The following is an 18,558-nucleotide window of genomic DNA, read 5'->3' as shown; positions in this document are numbered from 1 at the left end:
ACTGGAACAATGGGCTGAGGTAGCGGAGAAATTATGAAAGAAATGGTTGCAGCCATACGGGTCACGGGAAGCACTGACAGCAAGTTAACCCGTGCATTGCAAACAACCGAGCGTGGGCTTGACGATGTGGGTAAAACCGCAAGCCGTCAGGCCCGCGTCATTACCCGTGCATCCGAGCGTGAGCAACGTGCTACCCAACGAACCAGCCGTGAAACCTCCGCCCTTGCCCGAACTTTTGACCGTGCTGGAAACGCCGCCCGGAAATATGGCCAGAAGCTTAAGGCGAATCTTAAGCAGCTCCGTGCAACTGAAAAATTAAGCCATGCTGCCGGGCGTGGGCTTGATGCTCTTGATAACCGATATGCGGGATTAGTTGGTGGTGTTGCAACCGGGGCTACGGCTGTAAAGGTCGGCAACATTCAAGAGCGATTCACCCGCCTCGCTATTCAGGCCGGGATAACCGATGATGCGCTGACCGCCCTTAAAGATAAGCTGTACGTCATAGCTCAAGACGACAAAATCAGGGTTAAGCCCGATGAAATGGTTTCAGGAATTGAGGCCATCGTTGAAAAAACCGGTGATCTGAAATTTGCAGAGGACAACATTCGCAACATCGGCGTTGCCATGCAGGCCACAGGTGCAGCCGGTCTTGATATTGGTGAGCTGTTCGCTGAATTCCAGAAGATGGGCATCACCGCGCCGGAAGATGTAATGAAGGCCCTTGATACCCTGAACGTTCAGGGTAAGACAGGTGCATTCACTCTGCAAAACCTTGCAGCCCTCGGTCCTCGTGTCATCACCGCTTACACTTCAGCGGGACGCGGTGGCGTGGATGCGCTCAAGGAAATGGGCGCGGCCCTTCAGATGATCCGACAAGGTACAGGCTCCTCTGAAATGGCAGCAACTGCCTTTGAAGCTGTGATGCGCACCGTTACCGATCCTGCCAAAATCAAGCAGCTTGAAAAGATGGGCATTGAACTTTTCGACCCTGATAAGCTTGCCGAAGGTAAGCGGGTTTTACGTCCTATCAACGAGCTTATGAAGGAGATCGTTCAGAGCACAGCGGGTGATAAAGTTGCCTTGGGAACTATATTTGATGCGGAAGCTATCCGCGCATTCAACACAGCCGCAAGCGAATACCAGAAGAACGGGCAGATTAATTCTCTGGATAAGTTCATGGCCGTGGAGGGTGATGGCAAAACAACTGTTGCAGACGCTGAACGTGCCGCCAAAATTATCAATTCTTCATGGACAAGCATGCTGGCCGCCGCCGAAAGGTGGGCTGAAAACAAACTAACTGCGCCGTTGCAGGAAGCTGCCTCGGTTATGAGCAGCCTCGGCGCGGAAGGAACCAATACCCTGCTTAATGTCGGAGCGATTGCTGCCGCCAGTGCTGGGGCTTTGGTTCTTGGGCGTAAAGCACATAGACTTTTCAAGAGGGACAAAGGTCATGCCGGTGACTCTTCATTAGCTGAAACTATTTCAGACGGCGTGACTGCCACCAGCGGGATCACGCCCGTTAAGGTGGTCAACTGGCCCGATGGCGGATCATCATTTGGTGATGGCTTGGTTGATCCGGGCGAAGGCAAAGGTCGTAAGTCAGGCAAACGTTCCCGTGCTGGCCGAGCAGCCCGTACTGCTTCAAAAACAGGCAGATTTTCAAAGCTGACAGCCAAGGCCGGTGCCTTTTTCTCAAAGTTCGGATCAAAGATAGCTAATAGCAGAATTTTTAAGACCGGTAGCAAAGCGCTCGGCAAAGCCGCCGCTCCCATCGGTGTAACACTCAATGCTTTGGACCTTGTTGGTGCGGTCAGTTCCGGTGATTCAAAACAGATTGGCGGTTCCATTGGAGGCATGGCCGGTTCCGCAGGCGGAGCCATGGCCGGTGCGACTCTCGGTTCAGTTGTGCCAGTGATAGGCACAGCTATAGGCGGAATTCTTGGAGCGGTCCTTGGTTCTTATGCTGGCGAGTTTGCAGGAACCGAAGCAGCCGGATTTATTGAATCGCATACAGAGAAAAGCAATTCTGAAACAAAGATTGTCGAAAATTATTCAAATACTGAAAGGACAGTTGAACGTTCAGAATCGACCAGTAGCCAAAGCGTCAAAGAAGTTCACAAGGGTGATACAATCAACCATTTCCAGATAATTCAGCAGCCCGGCGAGTCCGCCGAAGCTCTGGCCCGTAAGGTTGCCGCAATTCTTAAACGTCAGAATTCAGGAGCGTTACACGATGGCGTCTAGAGTTATGATGAAGCTGGGAGCCTACAAGTTTTCCATGATAACCGCTGCCTATGACAATCTGGTGCGCACTACATCATATAGATGGGCAAAGCAGGAACGCATAAGCCGTGAACCGGCCCTGCAGTTTGTTGGTCCGGGAGACGATACTCTGGAATTAAGCGGCGTAATATTCCCGCAATTTCTCGGAGGTCTTGAGCAGCTGAATAACATGCGGGCCGAAGCGGGAAAAGGAAAGCCGCTGATGCTTGTTGATGGTCGAGGTAAAGTGTGGGGTAAGTATGTCATTGAGGAAGTCCGCGAGGAACAAACAGCCCACTTCAAAGGCGGAGCACCAAAGAAACAGCAGTTTTCATTACGAATTGCCAAGTACGGCGAGGACGCAAAATGAGCATTACTTACTTGACCGAAGACGGCGATATGCTGGATGCGCTTTGCTACAAGCAATATGGACGTGAAGATGCTGTGGCGGCGGTACTTGAAGCTAATCCCGGTCTGGCAAACAAGGGAGCGGTACTTAAAGCTGGTGTGACTATTGTCTTTCCTGATTTGGATGAAACCACAGAAGAAACAGCAACAGTTAAGCTGTGGGATTAGGCCATGACACCCAAGTATAGAATTATAGCTGATAGTGTAGATATAACCGCAAAAATAGCAGATCGCCTTAAGCGTCTGACTGTTACTGACGAGGCTGGGCAGACTTCAGATGCAGTTGAGATTGAACTGGACAACCGTGACGGAGCAATTTCTATCCCGCGTACCGGTGCCGAGTTGGAGGTATACATGGGATTCGCGGAGACAGGCTTAACACGGATGGGCTTGTTTACCGCCGGAGACATCACTTTGTCCGGTCCTCCCGACACCCTTACCATTCAAGCACATGCAGCTAATATGCGGATCAGTTTAAAAGCTCCGCATACCAAGAGCTGGGATAAAAAGACTATTTCCGACATTGTTTCCACTATCGCCGCAAACCATGGTTTGATCCCGGTAGTTGCCTCCGCGCTTGGCGAGATTAAGACTCCACACATAGATCAGACCGAGGAATCAGACTTGCATTTTCTGACCCGCTTGGCGGCTGATCACGATGCAGTAGCCAAACCAATTGAATCCCGGTTGTTGTTTGTTCCGCGTGGTGAAGCCAAATCAGCTAGTGGCAAAAAGCTGCCCTCTATAGCTCTGAAGCGTTCTGATCTTGCTCGTTGGGATATGACTGCCGCCAGCAGGGGAAAGTATAAGAGTGTCAAAGCGTACTGGCATAGTTTGGATGATGCCGAGCGCATGCCCATTACAGTTGGTAGCGGCAAGCCAAAATTTTGTTTAGGCGGAACAAGTGCAACCCCGGCAGAAGCCCGCGCCAAGGCGCAAGCTAAATACAATCAGCTCCAGCGCGGTACAGCTACACTTTCACTGACAACGGGTGGCAATCCAACCATTGCAGCAGAATGTGCGTTGACTGTTTCAGGCGTATACGGTCTGGAGGGCGATTGGGTGATTCAGCGCGTTGCACATACTCTGGATGATCAGGGCTATTCTTGTCAGATTGAATGCGAAACGCCTACCGGTCAGAGTAAGGGGATAGTCTAATGGCAGATAAACCGCTCTTCATGGCCCTAATGACGGAACATTATATCAAGTTCCGTTCTGGGGAAAAGAAATATGAAATCAGGCAGTACGGCAAGCGGTGGAATGAAGAAACATGTCGTATTGGACGGCTCGTATCAATCTCGCATGGCTTCCAAAAAAAGGGCCGTTTAATTCGCGTTGTAATCGACTTTAAGAAAATTTCCGGCTCACAGCTCAATGAAGCAGATAGAATGGCAGTAAAGGCCATTTGGGGAGCCGAGGCACTCAAGAAAGAGTATGTTTTGATCTACTGCTAACGCTATAAAAGCTTTTAATTGCAGTTGGTTAAATGTATCTTTGACAGCTAAATAAGTCAAGAAAAAGACTGGCGATTCAGCAAAAAAAGTGCTGAATCGCCGGGGTACGATTTGGAGCAGGCCGGGGGCTGTAACCCCCAACCGGCGCGGTGTTAGAGCACCGCACCACGGCCCAACATGTGGACCTACCCACATGCCGAGATTGCCCGCTACTCCGTGCATGATCATGCGGAAATGTTGGTTATCATTTGGGCTATCCTCTGACAACTGAAATGAAAGAAGAAATCAGATGCGGCCACTGTGGCCGCTTGCTGGCAAAAGGACACGCGACAGATATTGAGATCAAATGCCCTCGATGCGGGACATTAAACCACCTGAGAACCATGAGTTCCAGCGAGAGAGCCGATGAGCTTCCCATAAGGGACTCAAATGGCAAGAAAACCATTTCATCCACCGGAACCGGGAGAAATTAAGCTTCCGACAAGTGAAAAGAAAGGATACATCCACGGTACAAAGGCTGTGGCCGGATTCGGCAACCGGGATTATTATGTAATGAAAATTCCTGTTGCCGAGGCAAGAAATATCATCATTAAGCACCATTACTCACATCGGATTGTGAACAACAGCTACGTGCATTTAGGCGTGTTTATGGATGGTAATCTGGTCGGGGTGTTACAATTTGGCTATGCCCTTAACCCTCACCGTGCTAACAGCATAGTAGCTGATACAGTGGTCGGTGAATACTTGGAATTAAACAGGATGTGGCTATCAGACGAGGCTCCGCGTAATAGCGAGAGCAAGGCGATTTCATACGCTATTAAGTACATCAAGGCTGCTATCCCGTCCTGCGCATGGATTCAGTCATTTGCTGATGAACGGTGCGGCGGTCTGGGTGTGGTCTATCAGGCCAGCAACTTTGTATATTGCGGCTTCCATCACACCACATTCTATGAGTTGGACGGTGAGGCATACCATCCGATGCTCTTGACTGCACACAAGAAAGCAGGAAAAAGAGGACGGTATTTACGTGACAATCTGGACAGGGCCGAAAAGAAGAAGTTGCGGCAGTTCAGATACATCTACTTTATCAAAAAGAACTGGCAACCACGCCTCAAGATGAAGACGTTTCCATACCCTAAACCATCGTTAAATTAAGGATAAAAAAATGGCCGGGACAGACCCCATAGAAATAGAGGTTCGCCCCGGCCAAAATTTGGCACATTTGGTGTTAAAAACGGGTGGCGCGAGTGTCAAAAGCATTTGCCGCGCTACAGCAGGGCGATCGGTTCGGAGTGTCATAGTGGGATTCTTGCCGGTTTCCCAAACGAAAAAAGGACTTAAGAATTACTTCTTAAGTCCTTGTAACTTCTGGTAGGCACGAGCAGCTTTGAACTGCTGACCTCTTGCGTGTCAAGCAAGCGCTCTCCCCCTGAGCTACGCGCCTATTTTTTGGTGTCGACTCGCTGTCGACGAAGAAGGTTCTACGTAAGAGGGCCTCTGCTGTCAAGCTGGTTTTTCAGTTTTTTTTATGATTCTATCTCTTTTCCTAAATAATCAAGTGTTCTGGGGTGTTGGCTGTGATGTTTGGCGCGTTGTTTCCGTGGATAATTCAATTAAGAATTATGATTATCAGGAAGATATTTGCCTGTTTAGGCTTTTCTAAGGGGTAGCTCTCTGATACTAGTTTTTCTATGAGTGGGCAGAGTGAAGAAAAAATATATAAAATCGGACAGGCAGCCAAACTTGTGGGCCTGAAATCGTACGTGTTGCGGTTTTGGGAGGGCGAGTTTGATCAGCTGGAGCCGATTCGTACGGAATCCGGTCAGCGCTTGTATAATGACGGGCATATTGCATTGATCAGCCGGATCAAGACTTTGCTGCATGACGAGGGTTTGACCATTGAAGGGGCGCGCAAGAGGCTTGATTCCCCGGAGGATCTCACTGGAGATGCTTTTCAGGAGACAGGCTCCTTGCTTTCAGATGCAGTCGCTCAGATGCCCCTGTTCAACCACGAAGAATCCAGAGAAGCGCAGACCCAAGAAGTACTGCGTGAAATTAGGGCTGAGTTGTTGGAAATTAAAGATTTGCTGAATTAATTATAGCTATTTATTTAAGAAAAAGGGGAAGGATCGAGTTTGTCGATTCTTCCCCTTTTATTTTTTAGTGTAATGGAAATTTACGGGTGTCCCGCGAATGCAGATAGAGGCAGAAGGCCCCGAAAGCAGCCAGAAAACCGGGCAACATTGGTTGCCACGGTATTTTATGGAAAACCGGGATAACCATCGATGCACCATAGAGAGTGGCAAAGCAGGCTATAAAAGCAAGGTAGAAAGAGCGTGAGAGTGCTCCTGCCGCAGCAATGGCGATTCCGGTCCAGAATACTTTTTCCGGTACAATGTGTGGGTTCAGTGTGTAGACTTTCCATGAAATCAGCATTGTTCCCCCGGCTATGAGAGCCTCAAGGATCGGTGAATATTTGTTCTGATCCATGAGATGCATGATTGCACGGGGCAGCAGGAAGCACGAGTAGACACACAGCCCCAGCGATAGTGGGAAGATGTAAAAAAAAGCTTCGGTCATATAGGCCGGGTCGGGGTCTGGATTGAGCATATTAGGCAGAAATCCTTGATCGTGCGCGTAAAACATAAAAGCACCGATCAGCACTGCAACACTTGACCAGAGGATTGTTCCGGAAACCTTTCTATGCGGCTTGAGATCGAACTTTTTTGCAATGATGAGCGGTATGATTGCTCCGAATACGGCCATATGACCAAGGCAGAAGTAGAGCAAGGTAGTGTCACTCATCTTTCGAGCGAATTTATGTCCGATCATTCTGGGCCAGTCCGAATTAATGAGGTGGTCCAGAAGTCCAGGAAGTTTAACCATCGTCACTAAATATAATATATAGGCGGCTATGCTCGCCAGAAGTAAAGACCTCTTATTTTTCATGGGTATTGTTTGCCTCATTCTAACGCTCTTGGCAAATCCTTCTTGAAATTTGTTTGGAAGGTAATGAGACAGGTAAGACTCTTTTTATATTTAATAGTTTGATTTTCTCTCACGAGAAGATATAATTTGTTTTGTATTTGATGATAATGAGTCCTTTTTTATAAACGCTGTCCATAGCCAACGCTAAACGGAGAGTTTGATAATGAGTAAAGCAGTAAAAATTGTTGTAGCATCAGTTGCTGGTCTGGTTCTGGTTGTCGCCGTGGCGATGGTCCTAGCCGTAATCTTGATTAATCCTAATGATTATAAAGGGGACATCTCGGATGCAGTGCGCGATAAGACCGGTCGTGAGCTTGTTTTTGATGGTGACTTAGAGCTTTCGGTTTTTCCGTGGATAGGAGTCAAGACCGGGGGAATTTCTCTTTCCAATGCTGCCGGTTTTTCTGAAAAGAATATGTTCAGCCTCAAATCAGCTGATGTAAGCCTCAAACTTTTACCGCTTATTTCCGGTAAGATTGAGCTTAAAAATGTTGATGTCGTTGATTTGCAGTTGTTTTTGATGCGCAACAAGGCTGGAGTGACCAACTGGGATGACCTGACTGGAGACAAAAAGAGTAAGCCTGAAGCGCAGAAAACCTCTTCTCCCGGTAAAACAGAACTGAACCTTTCTGCGGGCGGAGTGAATATCCAGAATGCCCGTGTTGTCTGGGATGACCGTAAGGAAGATGTCCGGCAGGCAGTTGATGATTGTGATATCGTTGTTGAAGGATTCGCTCCGGGCAGTCCTTTTGATTTTAATGTCCACGTGCTTCTTTCTTCCACAAAGCCTGACGTTAAAGCAGATATTGAAACTACAGGTAAAGCCTCCATTTCTGCCGATTTTAAGCAGCTCAGCGTGAAAGGGTTGAATGTTGTGGTTGATGCCAGCGGTAATGCTGTCCCCGGTGGTAAGGGGAAGGTCAAGGTTTCCGGTGATGCGGCTCTTGATATGATTAAGGGCAGTGCCGATGTTGTCGGGCTGGTTCTTGAGGCTTACGGTATGAAGGCTCAAGGTTCGCTTGCTGCAAAGGGCTTCAATTCCAAGTCCATAAATTTTTCAGGCGATATGAGCATTCCCGGTTTCAACTTGAAAGAAACTCTGGATGAAATGGGAATGGGAGTGAAAACTGCGGATAGTAAAGCCCTGACTTCTGTAGGTATGGACTTTAACTATGCGGGTACGAATAAGTCTGTGGAGATTAAGGATCTGCAGGTTAATCTTGATGAGACTATCATTAAAGGATTGTTCTCCTTTGCCAACCCGGAGCGGCCCGATATTTTGGCCCAGCTCGGCATTGATAAGATTAATGTGGATAATTACCTGCCGCCCGCAACAGATAAAAAAGCCGAAAAAACAGAAGATAAGACTGCTGAAAAGAAACCTGCCGAGTCTAAGGAGGAGCTTATTCCTGTGGACTTGCTGCGCAAGCTTACCCTTAAAGCAGACCTGAACATAAAAGAGCTTATAGCCAAGAAAGCTAAAGTAACTGAAATCGTAGTTCGTGCCCGTGCCAAGGATGGAGTGCTGACTGTAAAACCTGCTTCATTTAATGTGGCCAAGGGGGCTTTTACCTCCTCTGCTGTAGTGGATGTTCGCGGTAAGGAGCCGCTTATGTCTGTAACAGCAGGGCTGACCGGATTGGATGGGGCTGACCTCTCGCAGCAGATGACCGGAGAAGATAAGTTCTCGGGAAATATGAGCTTTAATACCGGGTTGAAAACAAGCGGTAATGATATGAAAACCGTTTATTCCAACTTGAACGGTGATCTTGGGTTTAAGGTTCTGGACGGTTATGTGTCCGGTTTTGACCTTCTTTATCTCGCAGGGGATGCTTTCTCTGTTTTGACGGGTGGAGTTTTCGGCAAGCGTGATAGTAAGCGGACTGAGTTCGGTGAGGTCTCTGCTACTGCTAAAATTAAAAATGGCATTGCCGATAACCGTGACCTGTTGCTTAAATCCCCGTTACTGCGTGCTGCCGGTGCCGGTAAGCTTGATTTGAACACGATGAAGATTGACTACGGATTGGATGCAAAAGTGGTCGGTACCCTTGAAGGGCAGGGCGGCAAAGGCATGCAGGATCTCGTAGGATTAACCGTTCCCATGACGATAACCGGCGATGTTGCCGATCCTTCTGTCATGGTTGATCTGCCTCGTTTTGCTGCCATTTTAGCCAAGTCCGGTTTCAAGGTTGCTGGTAGTGTGATCGAGGGTGTCGGTGATGTTCTCGAAGGCATTGGCAATACTTTCACCGGAAAGAAAAAGTCCGGTACCGAAGAAGAAACCAAGAAGAATCCTGTTCAGGAACTTGGTGGAGCGATTAAAAAACTGTTTTAATTGTTCAGTATTAATAAGATGTTAATCAGTGTGGCGGGTCGGATTTTATAAGTCCGGCCCGCTTATTTTTTATAAACTGACAAGGTCTGGCAGAAGGTGTCTTTAGTAGAGTGTAGTCTATATCTATTCAAGTATAATTATACGGAGTTAGATAAATGAGGGAGAATGTACTCTACGATGTTTTGGTTCGGGAAATGAACCATGTAAAATCTGGAATGAAATGTCCGGAAAAAGCAGCCTTAAGTGTTATGAACGAATTTGCTCATGAAAGCGTTTACGTTTCAACTCGATTTTTGAAGCATGCCGGGTTGGCTGCAAAGGTAGCTCAACTTAAAGATTATGGCGTGGAAAATGCTGATATTGCTGAGCGATTGGGAATAAGCAAACGGCACGTACGTAGGCTCTATGCCTCGATGAAGAATTAGCGGGAGGATAAAAAAGGGGCAGGTGGTTATTACCATCTGCCCCTAAATAATTTATTTGGTCCAGTCGAGGATAACTTTTCCGGATTGACCGGTGCGCATCACGTCAAAACCTTTCTGGAAATCGTCGATTTTGAAGTGGTGGGTAATTGCAGGGGTAACATCAAGGCTGGACTGAAGCATGGAAGCCATTTTGTACCATGTTTCAAACATTTCACGCCCGTAGATGCCTTTGAGTTTCAGCCCCTTGAACACTACCTGGTTCCAGTCAATAGCGGTGTTGTCAGGGAGAATTCCCAGCAGGGCGATGTTGCCGCCGTGGTTCATCTTGTCCAGCATTTCGCCGAATGCGGCGGGGCTGCCGGACATTTCAAGACCTACGTCAAAGCCTTCAGTCATGCCAAGTTCGTCCATGACGTCTTCAAGCTTTTCTTTGGTTACGTTGACGGTACGGGTTGCACCCATTTTACCGGCCAGATCAAGGCGGTAGTCATTGATGTCGGTGATGACAACATGTCTTGCTCCTGCATGGCGGGCAACGGCTACGGCCATCATGCCGATGGGGCCTGCTCCGGTGATGAGAACGTCTTCACCTACGAGGTCAAAGGAAAGAGCTGTGTGGACAGCGTTTCCAAGGGGGTCGAAGATGGAGGCTACATCATCAGTGATGGCGTTATTCAGTTTGAATACGTTGACTGCGGGAACGCATACGTATTCGGCAAAGCAGCCGGGACGGTTAACGCCTACACCGATGGTGTTGCGGCAGAGGTGGCGCTTGCCTGCACGACAGTTACGGCAGTGCCCGCAGGTAACGTGACCTTCTGCGGAAACGCGGTCACCAAGGGCCAGTCCCTGAACTTCGCCGCCCATTTTCTCAATGGTACCGACAAATTCATGACCAACAACCATGGGGACGGGAATGGTCTGCTGTGCCCAGCTGTCCCAGTTGTAAATGTGGATATCTGTTCCGCAGATAGCGGTTTTCTTTACTTTGATCAGAACATCGTTGTGACCGCATTCCGGAACCGGAACTTCTTCCATCCAGATGCCTTCTTCTGCTTTGCTCTTAACGAGGGCTTTCATGGTGCTCATTGTATTTCGCCTTGTACCTTATTTAATGATCTTGAGTTCGCGGCCGACTTTGATGAAAGCATCAACCGCTCTGTTAACCTGTTCCGGGGTGTGCGCGGCGGACATCTGGGTCCTGATGCGTGCCTGTCCGCGAGGAACTACCGGGAAGCTGAATCCGATTACGTAAATGCCTTCCTTGAGCAGGCCTTCGGCCACTTTCTGGGCCAGAACGGCATCGCCGAGCATTACCGGAATAATCGGGTGGTTGCCGGGTACGAGGTCAAAACCGGCCTCTTCCATGCGGGTACGGAATATTTTGCTGTTTTCGTTAAGTCTTTCACGGAGTTCCGGTTTCTCTGCAATCATGTCCAGAACAGCAATGGAAGTGGAGGCAATTACCGGGGCAAGGGTGTTGGAAAAGAGATATGGGCGGGATCTTTGGCGCAGCCATTCAATGATCTCCTTACGTCCGGAAGTGTAACCGCCGGAAGCACCGCCGAGGGCCTTGCCGAGAGTACCGGTGATGATATCTACACGGTCCAGCACGCCGCAGTATTCAGGAGTACCGCGACCGTTTTCTCCGATGAAGCCCACTGCGTGGGAATCGTCAACCATGACCAGCGCACCGTATTTGTCTGCCAGATCACAGATGGATTTTAGGTCGGCGATGATGCCGTCCATAGAGAAAACACCGTCGGTGACGATCAGTTTGTAACGGCAGCCTTCCGCAGCTTTGAGCTGTTCTTCAAGGTCGGCCATGTCGTTGTTCTGGTAACGAAATCGCTGAGCCTTGCAGAGGCGTACGCCGTCAATGATTGATGCATGGTTCAGGGAATCGCTGATAACCGCATCTTCTTTGGAGAGGATTGTTTCGAAAAGGCCGCCATTGGCGTCAAAGCAAGAGCTGTAAAGAATTGTGTCTTCGGTTTTAAGAAATTCGCTGATTCTTTTTTCCAGCGCTTTGTGGACATCCTGCGTTCCGCAAATGAAACGTACTGAAGAGAGTCCGAAGCCGTATTTATCCAGAGCTTTTTTACCCGTTTCAATTAGATCGGGGTTGTTAGCCAGTCCCAGATAGTTGTTAGCACAGAAATTGAGTACTTCCTGACCACCCTTAACCGAAATAAGGGCCTGTTGCTGGGATGTTATGATTCTTTCATCTTTGTAAAGGCCATTGGCTTTCAGCTCTTCGGTCTGGGCTGAAAGTGCCTGAAGTAAATTATTTTTCATATACGTTTCTCCCGTCCAGTAATAGTGTTGCTACGCGTTATTTAAAAAACAACATATTAAATTGTGTCAAGCAAAATTTTAATAATAAATTTTGTGCGAAAGCTAATAAAAAGTCTGTTTTGATGAATTCGCATTAATGAAATCAGATATTGACGGAATTGTTATTTTCCTCCTATGTATGTTTCATTAAATGATAAAAAGTGAATTTATTTTAAGTAAAGGAGATTTCGCGTGAAAGAGCGTCCTTTGGTACTTGATGATGTAGACCGTAAGATTATTGAAGAATTGCAGCGTAATGGGCGCGAGTCATATAAAAACATCGCCCGTAAGCTTGGAGTTTCCGACGGAACAGTGCGCTTGCGTACAGAACGGATGATCAAAAATGATTACTTGAGAATTACTGCTTCCGTAAACCCTCTCTATTTTGAAAACAGCCTTATCGCCATGGTCGGTATTGACCTTGAAGAAAGAGCTAACCCCGAGATCATGGAAAAATTGGCTAATGTTCCCGGAGTTCAGTCTGTAATGAATGTTTCCGGACGGTTTGACCTCCTTGTTGAAGTTTTTGTCTCTTCCCGAAATGCTTTCCGCCAGTTTCTGGTTGATGATCTGTCCAACGTCGGCGGCGTAAAGTCGACTGAAACTTTCATGTTTCTTGAAGCCGTAAATAAATGGGCGGAACACAAGGAGTAGTACAGACTGCTCCTTAATTACGGTTTAAGATATCTTATATTGCCGTTTTTGTAAGGATCGATCTTCAATTGCCCGTCCGGGCAGACTCCACGAAAAGAAGGATCACTTTGCAGTCTATCCTTTGTGACGGTCTGTAAAGACGGTGCTGAATCAGTAGAATCTTGCGCTTACGTTTGCGGCGCAGCATGTCATCGATTTTTTTTGACGTGCTCGTCCCAGCGTTTGTGCGCTTTGTTACGTCTTAGTGAGACTTTCGTTCTCATCAGTTTCATGTTTGCTCTGATTTCAAGCTGGTTAAGCTCTCTGCGGGCAAAAGTGTCCTTGGGTTCGATTTAAATTTTTACCTTGAGCTTTCCTTAGCTTCTCTTCGTGGGGGGGCGGTTTTCTTTGTCCGGGCCGGCAATGTCCCGTTTTTTACCTTTTCAATGATTTCCTTTTATTCTTTTGGTGGTTTATCTCATCATCTATGGCCAATTCCAAACTATAGCCCTCACTGTCACTTGAGGTATAAATTTTCATGTCGTTTTGGTAAGGTGGGCTGCACCAACAGAAGACACAATCAATAACAGTATCGCAGTGGTCAATGTCGATATTTTGATTGTTCTTTTGTTAAGTATTGCAGTTTCAAAGGCGTATTGCCGTATGGCTATGCTTGATCTGTAAAATATGTTGCTGTTCCGGCTGGCTTTTAGTTTTAATTAATTGTTTTATTACAAAAGAATCTTTTATCCTTAAGCGATTTATGTCAATATACGCTGAAGAGTTCGTATCGAAAAACAGTTTTCACTTATACCTTAGCGACATTTACTCCGGTGGAGAATATGGTCAAATTTTTAAAAATAAGAAAGGGACAGGTCCTTCCATACAAGCTTCTTGTATATATTTTAATCTGTAGTTCCTTTTTTACGATTCTTGGCACCAGCGTCCAGCTGTATATGGAATACCGTAGTGATGTCAGCGAAATTCAAAAAGGATTCGGCCAGATTGAGAATAGCTACGTCAATACTATAGCCGCAAGTCTTTGGGATATTAATATAGATCATGTTAAAATCCAGCTTGAAGGGGCTTTAAAGCTGCCGGGGATGCGTTACCTCGAGGTTGTTGAGATGTCGTTCGGGTCTGTTGATCCGGTGGCATTTATCGGCAAAGTCCCTGCCGGGGGCAACGTAATTGAGAAGAATTTTCCACTGGTGCATGTCATTGACGGGAAGAGCGTTGAGGTAGGGCAGCTGCGTGCAGTTGCTGATCTTGATAATGTTTTCAAACGGTTAAGGTTAAGGGTCTTTGTCGTCCTGCTCACGCAGGCTGTTAAGACATTTTTAGTAGCGCTATTTATCCTCATGATTATCCACTATATGGTCACGCGTCATTTGCAGGCCATGGCTGAATATGCACAGGAAATGGATATCAGTACCCTTGGGCGCGAGTTAGTGCTTAATCGGCGGAAGAAGAATAACAAGCCGGACGAAATTGACCGCGTTGCTGAAGCTTTCAATGAAATGCGTCTCAATTTGATCAGGGACATTGCCGAGCGCAAGAAAGCGGAAGAAGCTTTACGGCAATCCAATATGATTGTTGAAAAAAGTCCCATGGTTCTTTTTAAATGGAGAAATGAGTATGACTGGCCTGTTGAGCTTGTTTCCCAGAATGTCAGTCAGTTGGGATTTAAAGCCGATGACTTTATGTCCGGCAAGGTGAAGTACGGCGAGGTTATTCATCCTGCCGATAAGGCCAAGGTGGAGGAAGAGGTTCAAGGGTTCATTGATGCCGGTGATGATCATTATCGGCATGAGTACCGGATCGTAGATCCCACAGGCCGGATTTACTGGATCGCGGATAGTACTGTGGTTGTCAGGGATGATACTGGTGAGGTTACTTCCTTTCTGGGAATTGCTTTTGATTTTACAGAAAAAAAGACTGCTGAAAACGAACTGGCCCGTTTACGTAACCTGCTTAAAAATACCATTGATTCCATGCCGACGATGCTGGTCGGTGTAGATGAATCTCTGCGTATCAACCAGTGGAACCGGTCTGCTGAGGAAGATACAGGGCTGACCTACGAACAGGTCTCAGGGACTCAGTTAATGGATGTTTTTCCACAGCTTAAAGACGAGCGTGATTTAATTATGGACTCGGTTGAAAAGCTTGAAGTTCGTGAGAAGAATAAGATCCCGTTTAATTCAGACGGTCATATCCAGTATAAAAATATTAAGATTTATCCTCTGCTTGAAAGTGAAGATGGGCGCGGCGCGGTTGTTCTTATTGACGATGTTACCATGAAGTCACGCCTTGAGGACATGATGATTCAGACTGAAAAGATGATGTCTGTCGGTGGACTTGCTGCCGGGATGGCCCATGAAATCAACAACCCGCTGGGCGCAGTGCTTTCTGGAGTGCAGGGCACGGAAAGACGTTTATCTCCTTCTCTGAAGAAGAATATAGAAGTTGCTTCTGAACTGGGGCTGGATTTGAATAAGGTCCACGAGTATATGGATAAGCGGGGTATTCTTGGCTATCTGCGTGGAATCAGCGATGCTGGGCGCAGGGCAGCTTCTATTGTTCGTAATATGCTTGAATTCAGCCGTAAAAGTGAGTCTTCCCGTACGCAGGTTCAGGTAAAGGGAATCCTTGAAAAAGCTTTGAGCCTTGCGGAAAATGACTATGATCTTAAGAAAAAATACGATTTTAAAGTAATTGAAATCCGCCGGGATTATGAACAGAATCTGCCGGCCGTTGGTATTACTGAAACTGAGATTGAGCAGGTATTTTTGAATATATTTAAAAATGCTGCTCAGGCTATGGCCGATAAGGACTTTACGGATGAACGTCCTACTTTGACCCTGAGAACCCGCAAGGACGGAGATTTTGTGCGTGTTGAAGTAGAGGATAACGGTCCGGGAATGGATGAAGATGTCCGTAAAAGGGTTTTTGAACCGTTTTATACTACCAAGCGTGTAGGTCTTGGAACCGGGCTTGGGCTTTCAGTTTCCTATTTCATCATTACCCGCAACCATGAGGGTGAATTCCTTGTAGAGTCTGAAGAGGGCAAGGGGTCAAAATTCATAATCAGATTACCTGCCGGGGATAGTCATGAAAATGCATAGCTAAGTATTTAAATAAAAGTGTCACTGTAAAGCCTTCCGCTGTCGGAAGGCTTTTTTTTGTGTTATGGTGCTACTGAGGTGGATTATAATATAAAATTTAGTTTGGTTCACTTAAGTAATGACCGTTTAGAACGATGAGTAAATTGTGTATCATGGGTGGTGCTTACGTTTATTTCGGACAGAATTCGGTAGGAGGTTACCTGAATGAGGTTGGACATCAAGAATAAATTGATATTGTTGATTCTGGCTGCTGTGCTGCTATGTGCAGGCGGTATGGCTTCGATTTCTTTTGTGAAAATGACTGATATGGCTCAGACGGCTTTTGAGGAGTCTTCGCTTAGCGAATTGCAGCAAGTGAATAATTTTATCTCAGAGTTTATGCATGAAGCAGAGTTGAATGCAAAATTTCTGGCCGGGGAACCGGCGGTAACGGAGTCATTTGGTAATAACCTGAATCTGGTTCAGGATAAGAGCCTTGATGCGGTCAAAAGAGAGTTGATGAATGAGAAGGCAAAGGACGCTTTTGACCTGATGAAACGAATGGTTACAAGTCATAAAGCTTATGATTTTGCTTTTTTCGGTATGGAGGATGGTGGATTCAATATGTACCCGGAGGATGGTATGCCTGCCGGTTATGATCCCCGGGCAAGACCGTGGTATACCGAAGCCATGTCTGGGGCTAAGGATACTGCTGTCAGTAAGGCTTATAAGTCCACAACTGGTGTGGCTGTAAGCTCCATCACTTCAAAAATTAGAGATAATGGCCGGGTAATAGGTGTTGTCGGTTTTGACATCAACCTGTCCACTCTTACCGATGTTGTCTCAGCAATTAAAATAGGTAAGACCGGATATATTATATTAATGGAGGGTGATAACACCATCCTCTCTGATCCTGCCAATAAAGACTACGCTTTTAAACAGGCAGATAGTCTTGATGATCCTGGAATGCAGGAACTGGCTAAAATGAACGACGACTTTGCTCCGGTCATTCTTGGCGGAGAGGAGAAGTTTGTCAGGGTATTTACTTCCCCCGCACTCGGCTGGAAGCTGGCTCTGCTGATCGATAAGGCAGAAATCATGGAAGGGGCATATGATACTGTAAAAGACACCCTGCTTATAGGGCTTGGTATTGCTATCGTGCTTTGCCTCTTTGGCTGGTTTGTTGCCCGGTCTATTGCCAACCCCATCCAGATGCTCGTTAGAGCGGCGCAATCCGTTTCAAAGGGGGACTTTGACGCCATCCCTGATGAGTCCCGCTTTTCCGGTGAGCTGCTCACCTTGCAGCAGGCATTGAAAGATATGGTTGTCGATCTGGGGAAACTGCTTAAGACAACTGAAGAGAAAGGTCTTGAAGCTGAAGAGCAGACAAAGCTGGCTAAAGAAGCTTTGGCTGATGCGGAGGAAGCAAGAAGTGCCGCAGAAAACGCCAAGCGTGAAGGTATGCTGCAGGCAGCAGGTCAGTTGGAACAGATCGTAGATCAGGTTACCAGTGCATCGCAGGAGCTATCCGCACAGATAGAGCAGTCCAGATCCGGTGCTGAAATTCAGCGCGAGCGTTCAGCCGAGGCTGCAACAGCTATGGAAGAAATGAATGCGTCTGTTTTTGAGGTGGCCCAGAATGCTTCCCGGGCAGCGGAAAGTGCAGATGATGCCCGCAATCAGGCTGATGCCGGTGGCGGGATTGTAGACAATGTTATTTCAAGCATTGGTGAAGTTGATGCCGCTGCGGGCCAGATGGCTACCGGACTTGAAAATCTCGGCAAGAGGGCTGAGGGTATCGGACAGGTTATGAATGTGATCACCGATATTGCCGACCAGACTAACTTGCTGGCTCTTAACGCAGCCATTGAAGCCGCCCGTGCAGGTGAAGCAGGGCGAGGATTCGCTGTAGTTGCAGATGAAGTCCGGAAATTGGCTGAAAAAACAATGGATGCCACTAAGGAAGTCGGTGAAGCGGTTTCAGCTATTCAGTCCGGAACCCGTAATAGTATCAGTGATATGGAAAAGGCTTCCGGCATGGTAGAACGAAGTACAGCTTACGCTTCAGATGCAGGAGAGTCTTTGTCTTCAATAGTAAATATTGTAGAGTCCACAGCAGATCAGGTCAGAGCTATTGCTACTGCATCTGAGGAGCAGTCCGCCGCTTCTGAAGAGATTAACCGTAACACTGATGAAATCAACCGTATCGCGGCTGAGACATCACAGGCTATGGAGCAATCCTCTCAGGCAGTGCATGAGTTGTCCCGCCTCTCTGAAGATCTTAAGAGTGTTATTGATGATTTGAAAAAAGTCTAAACGCTGAATCCAAATCTTATTTACAAGCCGCTATCCGCAAGGATGGCGGTTTTTTTATTGTCCAGTGTAGCAATGAGGTGTTAACAGGTCGTATTTTCGAATAACAGACGACTGTGAAATACATTAGAATATGTTTGCAATACATTGGCACGATAAAAGTCTCTGCATTCTGCTTTGCGATAATTGGTTTAGTTGAACTGTTGTATTTGGTGATATGTTGTATAAAAACACGTAGTGTTTGATTGTGTTTTGTTAATTTTGTAATTAGATGGGGCTTTCGTATTGTTCGTAGTGCG

Annotated in this window: 16 protein-coding genes and 1 tRNA gene; 13 read left to right on the top strand and 4 right to left on the bottom strand. The window is 47.0% G+C overall.

What is annotated here, in order from left to right:
- Positions 1 to 33 precede the first annotated feature (33 nt).
- The 7 genes from ACNI23_RS10080 (at position 34) to ACNI23_RS10050 (ending at position 5,279) form a co-directional block, all read left to right on the top strand.
- Positions 34 to 2,244, top strand: a complete 2,211-nt coding sequence (locus ACNI23_RS10080; RefSeq protein WP_420248394.1) for a phage tail tape measure protein — start codon at positions 34 to 36, stop codon at positions 2,242 to 2,244.
- Positions 2,234 to 2,632, top strand: a complete 399-nt coding sequence (locus ACNI23_RS10075; protein WP_420248392.1) for a phage tail protein — start codon at positions 2,234 to 2,236, stop codon at positions 2,630 to 2,632. The genes ACNI23_RS10080 and ACNI23_RS10075 overlap by 11 nt, the downstream gene beginning before the upstream one ends.
- Complete coding sequence (locus ACNI23_RS10070; RefSeq protein ID WP_420248390.1) at positions 2,629 to 2,838, top strand: tail protein X; 210 nt, start codon at positions 2,629 to 2,631, stop codon at positions 2,836 to 2,838. Before ACNI23_RS10075 ends, ACNI23_RS10070 begins: the two co-directional genes overlap by 4 nt.
- A gap of 3 nt (positions 2,839 to 2,841) precedes the next feature.
- Positions 2,842 to 3,828, top strand: coding sequence for a contractile injection system protein, VgrG/Pvc8 family (locus ACNI23_RS10065; protein WP_420248388.1), 987 nt, complete (start codon positions 2,842 to 2,844; stop codon positions 3,826 to 3,828).
- Complete coding sequence (locus ACNI23_RS10060; RefSeq protein WP_420248386.1) at positions 3,828 to 4,124, top strand: hypothetical protein; 297 nt, start codon at positions 3,828 to 3,830, stop codon at positions 4,122 to 4,124. Before ACNI23_RS10065 ends, ACNI23_RS10060 begins: the two co-directional genes overlap by 1 nt.
- A gap of 272 nt (positions 4,125 to 4,396) precedes the next feature.
- A complete protein-coding gene (locus ACNI23_RS10055) occupies positions 4,397 to 4,597 on the top strand; it encodes a Com family DNA-binding transcriptional regulator (RefSeq protein ID WP_420248385.1) in 201 nt (66 codons plus the stop codon).
- Positions 4,554 to 5,279, top strand: a complete 726-nt coding sequence (locus ACNI23_RS10050; protein ID WP_420248383.1) for a Mom family adenine methylcarbamoylation protein — start codon at positions 4,554 to 4,556, stop codon at positions 5,277 to 5,279. Before ACNI23_RS10055 ends, ACNI23_RS10050 begins: the two co-directional genes overlap by 44 nt.
- 214 nt (positions 5,280 to 5,493) lie before the next feature.
- Here the strand turns inward: ACNI23_RS10050 and ACNI23_RS10045 are convergent.
- Positions 5,494 to 5,568, bottom strand: a tRNA-Val gene (locus ACNI23_RS10045).
- Positions 5,569 to 5,815: 247 nt separating this feature from the next.
- Here ACNI23_RS10045 and ACNI23_RS10040 point away from each other — a divergent pair.
- Complete coding sequence (locus tag ACNI23_RS10040; RefSeq protein WP_420248381.1) at positions 5,816 to 6,220, top strand: MerR family transcriptional regulator; 405 nt, start codon at positions 5,816 to 5,818, stop codon at positions 6,218 to 6,220.
- A gap of 64 nt (positions 6,221 to 6,284) precedes the next feature.
- Here the strand turns inward: ACNI23_RS10040 and ACNI23_RS10035 are convergent, their stop codons facing one another.
- Positions 6,285 to 6,956 (bottom strand): hypothetical protein, encoded by a 672-nt coding sequence (locus ACNI23_RS10035; protein ID WP_420248379.1) that lies wholly within the window; start codon positions 6,954 to 6,956, stop codon positions 6,285 to 6,287.
- Positions 6,957 to 7,275: 319 nt separating this feature from the next.
- On the opposite strand from ACNI23_RS10035, the gene ACNI23_RS10030 reads away from it, so the two are divergent.
- Positions 7,276 to 9,447, top strand: coding sequence for an AsmA family protein (locus ACNI23_RS10030; RefSeq protein ID WP_420248377.1), 2,172 nt, complete (start codon positions 7,276 to 7,278; stop codon positions 9,445 to 9,447).
- Positions 9,448 to 9,602: 155 nt separating this feature from the next.
- Positions 9,603 to 9,872: a hypothetical protein gene (locus tag ACNI23_RS10025; protein ID WP_420248375.1), complete on the top strand. Its 270-nt coding sequence runs from the start codon at positions 9,603 to 9,605 to the stop codon at positions 9,870 to 9,872.
- A gap of 51 nt (positions 9,873 to 9,923) precedes the next feature.
- On the opposite strand, the gene tdh is transcribed toward ACNI23_RS10025, so the two are convergent.
- Positions 9,924 to 10,961 (bottom strand): L-threonine 3-dehydrogenase, encoded by a 1,038-nt coding sequence (tdh, locus tag ACNI23_RS10020; protein ID WP_490722700.1) that lies wholly within the window; start codon positions 10,959 to 10,961, stop codon positions 9,924 to 9,926.
- Between the two features lie 18 nt (positions 10,962 to 10,979).
- Positions 10,980 to 12,170: a glycine C-acetyltransferase gene (locus ACNI23_RS10015; protein ID WP_420248373.1), complete on the bottom strand. Its 1,191-nt coding sequence runs from the start codon at positions 12,168 to 12,170 to the stop codon at positions 10,980 to 10,982.
- A 231-nt stretch (positions 12,171 to 12,401) separates the two neighbouring features.
- Here ACNI23_RS10015 and ACNI23_RS10010 point away from each other — a divergent pair, with 231 nt between their 5' ends.
- The 3 genes from ACNI23_RS10010 (at position 12,402) to ACNI23_RS10000 (ending at position 18,262) form a co-directional block, all read left to right on the top strand.
- The gene (locus ACNI23_RS10010) at positions 12,402 to 12,863 is read left to right on the top strand and encodes an Lrp/AsnC family transcriptional regulator (RefSeq protein WP_420248371.1); all 462 of its coding nucleotides are present in this window, start codon (positions 12,402 to 12,404) and stop codon (positions 12,861 to 12,863) included.
- Between the two features lie 821 nt (positions 12,864 to 13,684).
- Positions 13,685 to 15,967 carry an ATP-binding protein gene (locus ACNI23_RS10005; RefSeq protein WP_420248369.1) on the top strand — a complete coding sequence of 761 codons (2,283 nt, stop codon included), beginning with the start codon at positions 13,685 to 13,687 and terminating at the stop codon, positions 15,965 to 15,967.
- Positions 15,968 to 16,171: 204 nt separating this feature from the next.
- On the top strand, positions 16,172 to 18,262 hold the full coding sequence (locus ACNI23_RS10000) for a methyl-accepting chemotaxis protein (protein WP_420248367.1): 2,091 nt from the start codon (positions 16,172 to 16,174) through the stop codon (positions 18,260 to 18,262).
- Positions 18,263 to 18,558: the final 296 nt, after the last annotated feature.

The organism is Maridesulfovibrio pacificus (SeqCode), from assembly GCF_048612815.1.
GTDB classification, from domain to species: domain Bacteria; phylum Desulfobacterota; class Desulfovibrionia; order Desulfovibrionales; family Desulfovibrionaceae; genus Maridesulfovibrio; species Maridesulfovibrio pacificus.
Note: the sequence above shows the minus strand (reverse complement) of the source record. Positions and strands in the feature narration are given on the sequence as shown.

What these genes read in the sequence shown, in the direction of transcription:
- ACNI23_RS10080 (WP_420248394.1), top strand. Translation starts at nt 34, where the DNA reads ATGAAAGAAATGGTTGCAGCCATACGGGTCACGGGAAGCACTGACAGC.
- ACNI23_RS10075 (WP_420248392.1), top strand. Translation starts at nt 2,234, where the DNA reads ATGGCGTCTAGAGTTATGATGAAGCTGGGAGCCTACAAGTTTTCCATG.
- ACNI23_RS10070 (WP_420248390.1), top strand. Translation starts at nt 2,629, where the DNA reads ATGAGCATTACTTACTTGACCGAAGACGGCGATATGCTGGATGCGCTT.
- ACNI23_RS10065 (WP_420248388.1), top strand. Translation starts at nt 2,842, where the DNA reads ATGACACCCAAGTATAGAATTATAGCTGATAGTGTAGATATAACCGCA.
- ACNI23_RS10060 (WP_420248386.1), top strand. Translation starts at nt 3,828, where the DNA reads ATGGCAGATAAACCGCTCTTCATGGCCCTAATGACGGAACATTATATC.
- ACNI23_RS10055 (WP_420248385.1), top strand. Translation starts at nt 4,397, where the DNA reads ATGAAAGAAGAAATCAGATGCGGCCACTGTGGCCGCTTGCTGGCAAAA.
- ACNI23_RS10050 (WP_420248383.1), top strand. Translation starts at nt 4,554, where the DNA reads ATGGCAAGAAAACCATTTCATCCACCGGAACCGGGAGAAATTAAGCTT.
- ACNI23_RS10040 (WP_420248381.1), top strand. Translation starts at nt 5,816, where the DNA reads ATGAGTGGGCAGAGTGAAGAAAAAATATATAAAATCGGACAGGCAGCC.
- ACNI23_RS10035 (WP_420248379.1), bottom strand. Translation starts at nt 6,956, where the DNA reads ATGATCGGACATAAATTCGCTCGAAAGATGAGTGACACTACCTTGCTC.
- ACNI23_RS10030 (WP_420248377.1), top strand. Translation starts at nt 7,276, where the DNA reads ATGAGTAAAGCAGTAAAAATTGTTGTAGCATCAGTTGCTGGTCTGGTT.
- ACNI23_RS10025 (WP_420248375.1), top strand. Translation starts at nt 9,603, where the DNA reads ATGAGGGAGAATGTACTCTACGATGTTTTGGTTCGGGAAATGAACCAT.
- tdh (WP_490722700.1), bottom strand. Translation starts at nt 10,961, where the DNA reads ATGAGCACCATGAAAGCCCTCGTTAAGAGCAAAGCAGAAGAAGGCATC.
- ACNI23_RS10015 (WP_420248373.1), bottom strand. Translation starts at nt 12,170, where the DNA reads ATGAAAAATAATTTACTTCAGGCACTTTCAGCCCAGACCGAAGAGCTG.
- ACNI23_RS10005 (WP_420248369.1), top strand. Translation starts at nt 13,685, where the DNA reads ATGGTCAAATTTTTAAAAATAAGAAAGGGACAGGTCCTTCCATACAAG.
- ACNI23_RS10000 (WP_420248367.1), top strand. Translation starts at nt 16,172, where the DNA reads ATGAGGTTGGACATCAAGAATAAATTGATATTGTTGATTCTGGCTGCT.